5 protein-coding genes are annotated in these 9308 nt (G+C 68.0%); all 5 read right to left on the bottom strand.

The annotated features are described in order from the left end of the window. On the bottom strand, positions 1-4089 hold a 4089-nt coding region (locus tag NM961_RS23575; RefSeq protein ID WP_255916882.1), incomplete at its 3' end, for a beta-ketoacyl synthase N-terminal-like domain-containing protein. A 125-nt stretch (positions 4090-4214) separates the two neighbouring features. Next, positions 4215-4577, bottom strand: a complete 363-nt coding sequence (locus NM961_RS23570) for a hypothetical protein (protein WP_255916881.1) — start codon at positions 4575-4577, stop codon at positions 4215-4217. Further along, a complete protein-coding gene (locus tag NM961_RS23565; RefSeq protein WP_255916880.1) occupies positions 4574-5767 on the bottom strand; it encodes a cupin-like domain-containing protein in 1194 nt (397 codons plus the stop codon). Before NM961_RS23565 ends, NM961_RS23570 begins: the two co-directional genes overlap by 4 nt. Before the next feature lie 15 nt (positions 5768-5782). Beyond that, positions 5783-6052, bottom strand: a complete 270-nt coding sequence (locus NM961_RS23560) for an acyl carrier protein (RefSeq protein ID WP_255916879.1) — start codon at positions 6050-6052, stop codon at positions 5783-5785. Further along, positions 6049-9308 (bottom strand): SDR family NAD(P)-dependent oxidoreductase (locus NM961_RS23555; RefSeq protein WP_255916878.1); only part of this gene is annotated, 3260 nt, incomplete at its 5' end. The genes NM961_RS23560 and NM961_RS23555, both read right to left, overlap by 4 nt.

The raw sequence follows: 9308 nt of genomic DNA, 5'->3' as shown, positions 1-9308 counted from the left end.
GGTCTTGCCGCCGTGGTTGATCGCCGTGCCGCGGATCAGCGCATAAATGCTGTCGCCGTCGCGCTGCGCCGCCGACAGCGGCTTGAGCAGCACCGTGCCCACCCCCTCGCCCGGCACGAAACCATCCCCGCCCGCACCGAAGCTGCGGCAGCGGCCGTCGCTGGCCAGCATGCGCTGGGTCGCGAGGTTGATGAAGTTCGATGGATGCAGATACAGGTTCACGCCGCCGGCCAAAGCCAGCTCGCACTCGCCGCGGTACAGGTGTTCGCAGGCTTCGTGGATCGCCGTCAGCGAGGACGAGCACATCGTATCCACCGGCAGGCTGGGGCCGGCGAGGTTGAACAGGTAGGACACGCGGTTGGCGATGGAACTGAACGACGTGTGCGGATGAATCATCTCGCCGCGCGCCCAGTAGCGCGGGCCGTAGAGGTCGTAGCCGGTGCGGGTCACGCCGGCGAACACGCCGACATTGCGCCTGTGCTGTGCCGCCAGGCGCTCGCGCGTATAGCCGGCGTCTTCCAGCGTGCTCCAGCAGGATTCGATGAACAGGCGTTCCTGCGGATCCATGTCGATCGCTTCCAGCGGCGCGACGCCGAAGAACAGCGGATCGAACTCGGTATGGCCTTCGAGGAATCCACCCCACTTGGCGTAGTACTTGCCCTGCAGGCGCGAAAGCTCGCGATCGGGCTCGTACAGCGCCTCCACCGCCCAGCGCTCGGCCGGGATCTCGCCGATGCTGTCGCGCCCTTCGCTGAGGTTGCGCCAGAACGTGGCCAGGTCCGGCGCCTGCGGATAGCGGCCGCTGATGCCGATGATCGCGATGGGCTCGCGCGCAGCTATCGCCTGGGTTTCCTGCTGCACGCGCCGGCGCGCCTGGCGCCAGGACGACAGCGGCGCGTCCGCCGGAACATTCGCGCTTTCTGCAACAGTTTCTTTTTCCACTACAGCAACAGCAGGCGCCGGCGGCGCTGCCGTCTCGCCGGCCGCCGGCAGGCCGCACCAGCGCCGTGCCGCGGCTTCGTGATCGCTGGCGAAATACTCCGACAGCGCACGCAGCGTCTGGAATTCGTACATCAGGGTCTTGGACAGCTCGCCGAACACCGCGAAGAACTTCACGGTGAGCTGCATGACCATCAGCGAATCGACGCCGTAGGTCGCCAGCGGCTCGTCCGCCTCGACCTTTTCCACCGGCATCTTCGCGGTCTTGGCGAACAGCACCTTGACCATGTGCAGCACGCGCTCGCGCAGCAACTGCTCGCCGCTGGCCGCAGCCTCGGCAGCGACAGGCGCCGCCGCAGCCGGGGCAACCGGCGCAGCGGCGGCCGGCGCGCTCGCCGTCACGCTGGTGCCGGCCAGGCGCAGGCCGGAAAGCCGCGCCCACACCGCGCCGCCGCCGTCGCACAGCGCCACATCCAGCGCGCCGCCGGCGTCCTGCGCGAACAAGGCCAGCGACTGGGTCGGCGCGGGCGCGAACAGTTGCAGGCCGGCCAGCGTCCGCGGCCGCGCCGCTGCGCTGCCCAGGCAGGCGGCGGCGAGCGCGAACACTTCATCCAGGCGGCGCAGGTCGTCGGCACCGCTGTAGTCCTCGGCGTCCTGCAGCGGCAGCAGCCAGCGCCGCGCCGCGCTCCAGCCGCGGCGGCCGGCGATCTCGGTTTCGACCGTGCCGTTGCGCAGCGCGGCCAGGTCCAGCCGCGGCGCGGGGCCGGCCGGCTCGGCATCGATCATGCCCTGGGCGAGGATGTGCGCCGGCGCGCCTTCGGCCGCGTCGGCGTAGATCTCGAACGCGACCTGGGCGGCCGAGCCGGTGAACAGCGCAATGTGCGTGGCGCGCGCAGCGGTGTCCGCGGCGGCCGCAGCCCAGGCGAGCTGGCGCAGGTGCAGCTGCGCCGGGCGCGGCGCAACCGCGTGCCGCATCGCCGCGCGCGCCATTTCCAGCTGCGCCGCCGGCGATGGCGGCGGCTGCAGCAAGGAGCTGAAGCGCAGTTCGTTCAGATCGGAGCTGTTCTGGTGCAGCAACGGATGGATCGCCGCCGCGGCGGTCGCGGCGCCCTGGGCCGACGGCAGCGCTTCCATCCACAGCGGTTGCAGGCGGAACGGATAACGCGGCAGCTCGGCGCGCGGCAAGGCGCGCGCACGGAAGAAGCGCTGCACCGGTTCTTCCAGTCCTTCGGTCCAGAGTTCAAACAGCAGGCGCTTGTCGGAATCTTCGTCCAGCCGCTCCAGCACCTGGGCGAGCTTGGCATTGGCCAGCAGCAGGCCGCTGGCGCGCGAGCGCGCCGAGGCGTCGTTGCGCAGGAAATAGCCGCTCTTGCCGCGGGTATCCACGTACTTGGCCAGCTTGCGGCGCAGGCTGGCGATGTCCTCGAAGCGGAACACCACGCGCTGGCGCAGGGCGCGCCGGCCGGTGATGCTGGCCGCTTCCAGCGCCGCCGGATCGCTGGCGGGGTTGGCCTGCAGCAGCGTATCGAGGCCGCGCGCCAGTTCGACCAGCTGGTCGTCGTACAAGGCGGAGAACGCGACGAAAAACACGCCTGCGCCGGCCGCGCCGGCGGCCGCCGCGGCCGGCGGGGCCTGCTCCAGCACTACATGGGCGTTGACGCCGCCGGCACCGAAATTGTTGATCGCGGCACGGCGCGGCAGCAGCTGCCCGTCGGCGTCGCGCAGTTCTTCCCAGGCGTCGCTCGCGGCGTCGATATAGAAGCGCGTCGCGGACAGGTCGACCGCGAGCTTGCCGGTCTCCAGTTCGCGTATGCCGAAACGCTGGCCGCTGTTGATCGCATGCAGCACACGCACCAGCGACACCAGGCCCGAGGTGCTGTTGGCATGGCCGATGTTGGGCTTGATGCTGGATATCTTGCAGCGCGGCGCGGCGCTGCCGCCGAGCAGCTGGCGGTCGCCTTCGACCAGTCCATTGATTTCCTCGCCGTCGCCGAACACGGTGCAGGAGCCGTGCGCTTCCAGGTAGGTGACGCTGGCCGGATCGACCGCCGCATCGCGGAACGCCTCGACCATGGCCTGCGCCTGCGCCTGGGCGCTGGGCGTGGTCAGCGCGCCGTGGTTACCCACGTGGTTGACATGGGTACCGCGCACTACGCCGTGGATGCGGTCGCCGTCGCGGCGCGCATCGGACAGGCGCTTGAGCAGCACCGTGACCACCGCCTCGGCCGGCAGGAAGCCGCGCGAATCGCTCTGGAACGGGCAGCAGCGGTCGCTGTCGGCGAGTATGCCCAGCGCCTGCTGGCCCAGGTAGGACAGCGACGCCATCTCGCCGTAAAGCAGGTTGGCGCTGCCGACCAGCACGTAGTCCGCGTCGCCGCTGCGCAGCGAACGCACCGCATGGTGCAGGGCCACGCTGCTGCCGGAGCAGGCGGTGTTGATGAACAGGCTCTTGCCGGTGAAGCCGTAGGCGTGGGACAGGCGGTTGGGCAGCGACCAGGACGATGGGCCTATCGGTGAATACGGCAGCACTTCGCCGCCGGCGATGAACTGGCCGTAGGCGCTTTCCTCCGACGCGACCAGCACGTCGACCTTGGCCTCGCGCAGCTGCGCCGGCACGATGCCGGCGTCCTCGAACGCATGCCAGGCCGACATCAGCAGCAGGCGCAGGCGCGGATCCATGTACTGGGCTTCACGCGCCGATATGTTGAACAGCTCGTGATCGAACACCGAGATGTCGGCGATGAAGCTGCCGTAGCGCTGGCTGATGCTCTCGTCGCAGAAATGGTTGGACGGAACCTGGGTGATCAGGCAGTCCTGCGCCGCCAGGCGCGCGCGGAACTGTTCGATGGAATCGGCGCCGGGAAAGAAGCCGGCCATGCCGATGATCGCGACGGCGTCGTCTTCCGGGTCGCGCGGCGCCGGCGCGGCGCCGCGGGATTCCGCCGCGGCAGCGGCCGGCGGCGCGGCCGCCGGTTCTGCACCGTCGCCGGGGACGGCGTTCGCGCCCGCCGCGGCACCGGCCGGATCGCCGGGCGCTGCGCCGCCCTCTTCCTCGACGACGATCATCGCCTGCATCTCGTCATCCGTGAACTCGCCCAGGAAGAAGTCGTCGGCGAGCTGTTTGATCTTGCTTTCGGAGATGCGCTTCATCGTGGTTCCGTCTTGCGGCCTGTTCAGGGAAAAGCGGACGCGCCCGGCGCCGCGATGCAACTGCGGCGCCGGGCGGCGTTTATTCCCGACACGACAGCGGCCGGGGCCGGCCGCTGCTTCAAGCGTCAGGCCTGGGCTGCAGCGGGCAGCTTGTCCCGCTTGAAAATCTGCACTTTTCCGGTGCCTGGATCGCGCTGCGCGACCAGGCTGCCGAAATTGAACTTCTTCAGCACGAAATTCTCGATCAGCTGCTGCTCGCTCACGTCGACGTCGAGGACGTATTCCTTCTCGTCGAAGCCGCGCCAGGTCTCGCCGGCCGAGTACTTGAACCAGCGCGGCGTGAGCTGGTCGTAGGCGATCGGCTTGCCGGCGATGAAATCATTCATCAGCGGATCGGACGAGCCGTCGTCCTCGAGGATGAAATACTGCTTGCGCTCGGGCAGGACGATGATGTTGAAGTCGCCGCAGTTGAGCATGTATTCCTTCATGGCGCCGCTCCGGTGGGCTGTACGCGGCGGGTCGAGGCATAGCCGCCGAAATAGGTGTCGTCGCCGATGGCCTTCTGCGCCTGTCCCAGGGTCTGGTAGATCTGGAACTTGAAGCGGATGAACTCCGGATCGGAGTTCAGGATGTTGTCGAACACCGGCATCAGGTTGGCGGTGGAATTGCCTTTCTTGAGGCTTTCCAGGTCGACCTCGGTCATGCGCATGTTGGCCATGATCTGGAACGGGGTCACGTTGACCACCGCGTGCGGCCAGTACTTGGTGAAGATCAGCGCATCGCCGGGCTGCATGTCGAGGATGAACTTCGGCATGTAGGCGTACAGCGGGTGGTAGATGGCCTGGAAGTCCAGCGAATGGCGCACCTCGGCCTTGGTCAGCATGCCGTTGGGGCCGTTCAGGAACGGCTTGAGGATGTAGACCAGGCGCGGGTCGATGAAGGTCCAGCGCTTGACGCCGTGGATCATCATTGCGCAGGACAGGTCGTTGCCCTGGTGCCAGTTCGTGCCCCAGGTGCGCACGTTGCCGACGAACAGCTGGCTGAAGGAGTTGACCGAATGGTTGCGGAACAGGTCCAGCACCTTGCGCCCGCCGACCACTTCCAGCAGCTCCGGGTAGTCGATGAAGATCTGCGAGGAGTTGTTGACGTAGTAGCTCTGCTGCTTCTTGCCGCTGAGCTGGGCGCGGATCACTTCGCTGAGGCTGAGCAGCCCGGTACCGGCATCGCCGGCCGCCTGGTAGGAGCCGTCCTCGGCAAACTGCAGTGCCTGGATGGACACCTTGCCGAAGTGGTTCATCAGGTATTCGTGGTTCCAGGTCTGCACGGCCTCCGAATCGCGCGTGAGGCCGCGGATCAGGATGGGCGGCGCGTTGCGGTCCTTGAGCAGGTCCTGGAAGCGCTCGGTGGTCATCTCCGAGGCTTCGTAGGACGGCATCGGGATGAAGGACTTGTTGTAGTCCAGCTCGTCGAAGAACGGGCAGTTGGTCTTCAGCTCCTCCAGCTTGCGCCGCAGCAGGTCTTCCTCGAACGCCTCCATGAAGTCCGGCGCCTTGAGCAGGTTGCGCTGGTGGGCCATGAAATGGAAATTGACCATGTCCTCCTTGTCGAGGTACAGGTGCTTGCTGGCGGCAAGGATCTTCTCCTGGTCCGCATCGCAGGTATAGCCGGGAAAGCTCATGGCGGTACTCCTAGCTCACAGGCAGCGCTGTTCGATCTGCGCGGGGAAATTCTCCAGCAGATAGCGGCTCAACTCGGCGAGCGAGGTGACTTCGAGAAACAGCACCGGCTGGATGGAAATGGAAAAGTGCTTGTTGAGTTCGACGCAGAAGCGATTCACTTCCATCGAGTCGAAACCGTATTCGTCGATATCCGCGTCCCACTGCACTTCGCCCGCGTCGATCTTGAGCACCTCGGCAGACTTGCTCACCAGGAAGGCCTGCAGGTTTTCTTCTACTTCATTCATTGAAAGCCCCATTGCGAAAGACTCCGTCGTATGCGGTCGACGTTTCCGTAAGTTACAGCGATCTGCGTTTCCTTCCGTGCCAGCGACTGCACAGCGATGTCCGCCCCCAGCTCGGCCGGCAGCGGCAGTGCGCCGTGCTCGCGCTCCAGCCGCGCCAGCGCCTCGGCATCCACGCCCATGCCGCCCCCGTGCCACAGCGGCCAGTTGATGGACACGGTGCGCCCCCGGCGCTGGCGGAAGCTCACGAGCTGGTTGCGGTAGGCGGCGAAGGAGTCCATGAACGCATTGGCCATGGAGTAGTCCGCCTGGCCGGGATTACCCAGGACGGCGACGATGGACGAGAACGTGACGAAGAAGTCCAGGTCCAGGTCCATGGTCGCCTCGTCCAGATGGCACAGCCCGGCCACCTTGGGCGCGAACACGGCATCCAGATCTTCCGCGCGTTTGTTGACGATTCGTGAATCGCGCAGGGCCCCGGCACAGTGCACGATGCCGTCGAGGCTTCCGGCGCTGGCGCGGATATGGGCGATCAGGGCCAGCACCTCGTCGCGCTTGCCGAGATCGGCACGGACGTAATGCACCTCGTGCCCGCCCTGGCGCAGTTCATCCAGGCGGCCGGCCTGCCCCGTACTGAGTTCGGAACGGCCGCACAGGAACACGCGCAGGCCGGCCGCCTCGCGCTGCAGGCGCCGCGCCATCTGCAGGCCCAGGGCACCGGCGCCGCCGGTGATCAGCACCACGGGCCGTGCGCGGCGGAACACCGGCAGCGCGCCGCCGCCTTCTGCGGCCGCGGCGGCCTCCTTCCAGGCCTGTACCCAGCGCTCGCCGCGCACGTACTGGACCAGAAGATCGTCCGGCTGATTCGCGCTTTCCTCCAGCCGCGCACGGCAGTCCAGCGGCGAGATGCGGTGATCCAGCACCACCAGCTGGCCGACCAGGCGGGAATGCTCGCGCCGGGCGGTACGCAGCAGGCCGGCCAGGGATTGCAGGCAGACGTTGTCCAGGCCGTTGGGAATCGCCAGCTGCAGCGTGAGGCCGCCCTCGGGGCATTGCTTGAGCGCCTCGCGCACGATCTCGAACACGTTCTTGAGCATGGCGCTGTAGCGCCGGCCGGACTGGGCCGATGCCGGGGCGAACACCGCAGCGGCATCGACGCCGGGCGAGTGGGCGATGAATTCTTCGGCGCGCGCCTCCGGCCAGCCGCAGAACACCACGCGGCGGCTGCGCGTGCCGGCCGCGGCGTCGGTTTCCAGCACCGGCCGGTTGACCCAGTGCGGCCGCAGCAGCAGCGGGCCTATGCGCGGCTCTTCGCGGATCGCCGCCGCGTCGGTGCCCGCCGCGCTGCGCCAGCACAGGGTTTCCTTGAGCGGATTGGCCGGCAGATGCAGGCGGCGCAACAGCTGCCCGGGACGATACAGGCTGCGCCAATCGACTTTCTCGCCACGTACCCAGCCCTGCGCCAGGGCGACCGCGGTGCGGTGCTGCACATCCGATCCGTCAGAATCCTGGTGCCCGGTGCGTCTCACGCTGCCGTCCGCTTCCCCCATGCCAACGTTGCTGAACACGCCGCCCCCATACGCGGTTCCAGTAAACCATTCCTCCAGTCCGGAGCGCAGTTCGTCGACCGAGCTGGCGACGATGGCCAGCCGATGGCGTTCGATGCTTCTGCCTATTTGCAGCGTATACGAGAAGGACGCAATGTCCAGGCTTGCAATAGCGCCGTTGTCTTCGGACAGCAAGCTGCCGTACTTTGCCACCGTCGCCCGCAGGCCGTCTACCGTGCGGTCGGAGAACACGAAGACCAGGGATTGCCCCGCAGCGGACACAGCCGGCGGCGGCGGCGCGGCGGCTTCCTCGACAAGCAGATGGGCGTTCACTCCGCCCAGGGACAGAGAATGCACCGCGCCGCAGCGCAGCAGGCGCCGGCCGTCGCGGCTGCGCGGCGGCCAGGCGACGTTGCGCGCGGCAATCTCGAAGCCGGCCCCTAGCTTGATGCCCTCGTTGAGTTCGCCCAGCCCGTGCACGCCCGGTATCACGCCGTGGCGCAGCGCCAGCATCACCTTGAGCAGGGCCGGGAAGGTCGAGCCGGTCTCCGCATGGCCGAACTGCGGCTTGAGCGAACTGATGCGGAAGCGCTCGCCGGCTGCCGCGTCGCGCGGCGCATAGACCGACTGGATCGCCACCACTTCGGACGCATCGCCGAGCTGCGATCCGTTCGCCTCGGCCTCGACATAACTGACCTGGGCCGGGTCGACCTGGCCCAGGCGCAGCGCTTCCTCGATCGCCAGGCGCTGGCCTTCCACGTTCGGGCTGTACCACTTCAACGGCGACTTGCCGCCGTGGCAGACGCCGACCGACTTCAGCGTGCAATAGATCGAATCGTGCTCGGCCAGCGCATCGGCCGAACGTTTCAGCACGATGACACCGACCACTTCGCCGCGGATGTAACCGTCGGAATCGCGCGCGAAACTGCGCGTGCGATCGCCCTTGCTGAACAGGGCCGAGGCGCCGCCGCGGCTGAAATCCAGCGGCGACAGCTGCAGCTGGGCCGTGCCGACCACGGCCTGATCGCAGCGGCCGTCGCGCAGCGCGGCGATGGCGTTGCGGATCGCGACCAGGAAGCTGGAGCAGCCGGTGTCGACGATCTCGCTGGGGCCGGTCAGGTCCAGCGCATTGGAGATCCGGTTCGCGTACAGCGCCGGGCTTTCCGCATCCGGCCGCTGCGGCACGGCCTGGCGGTAGCCCGGAATGTCGCAATAGCCCGAATGGCCGCGCGTGGCGACGAACACGCCGGTACGGCGGCGGCGGAAATCGGCCATCGCATAACCGGCGTCGGCCACGCCCTGCCAGGTCATCTCCAGCAGCTTGCGCAGCTGCGGGTCCATGGCCCTGGCTTCTTCGGCATTGATCTTGAAGCGCTCGAAATCGAAGTACTCGATGCGGTCGAGGTAGCCCGCCGGATACACCTCGCCCGGCGGCAGATGGTCCGGCGCCAGGCCGAGCAGCTGCATGCGGCGCGCCGGCAGCGGACCGGTACAGGTCGCGCCGGCCAGCAGCTGGGTCCAGTACTCGTCGATGCTGGACACGCCGGGCAGCAGCCCGGCGACGCCAATCACCGCGACATCCAGCGCCGCGGCCGGCGCCGTTGCGGCGGACGGCTGCGCGGCAGCGGCGGCCTTGGCCGCCGGCGCTGCGGGCTGGGCGTCCGCCGCAGCCGCAGGCGGCGGGGTTGCCGCGGCCTGCGACGCCGCCGGGG

This window comes from Tahibacter harae, from assembly GCF_024437735.1.
In the GTDB taxonomy this organism is placed as follows: Bacteria; Pseudomonadota; Gammaproteobacteria; order Xanthomonadales; family Rhodanobacteraceae; genus Tahibacter; species Tahibacter harae.
This window is presented reverse-complemented; position numbering and strand designations above follow the sequence as displayed.

Bases quoted from the DNA above. Each gene is read 5' to 3' on its own strand.
- NM961_RS23570 (WP_255916881.1), bottom strand. From the start codon at position 4,577: ATGAAGGAATACATGCTCAACTGCGGCGACTTCAACATCATCGTCCTG.
- NM961_RS23565 (WP_255916880.1), bottom strand. From the start codon at position 5,767: ATGAGCTTTCCCGGCTATACCTGCGATGCGGACCAGGAGAAGATCCTT.
- NM961_RS23560 (WP_255916879.1), bottom strand. From the start codon at position 6,052: ATGAATGAAGTAGAAGAAAACCTGCAGGCCTTCCTGGTGAGCAAGTCT.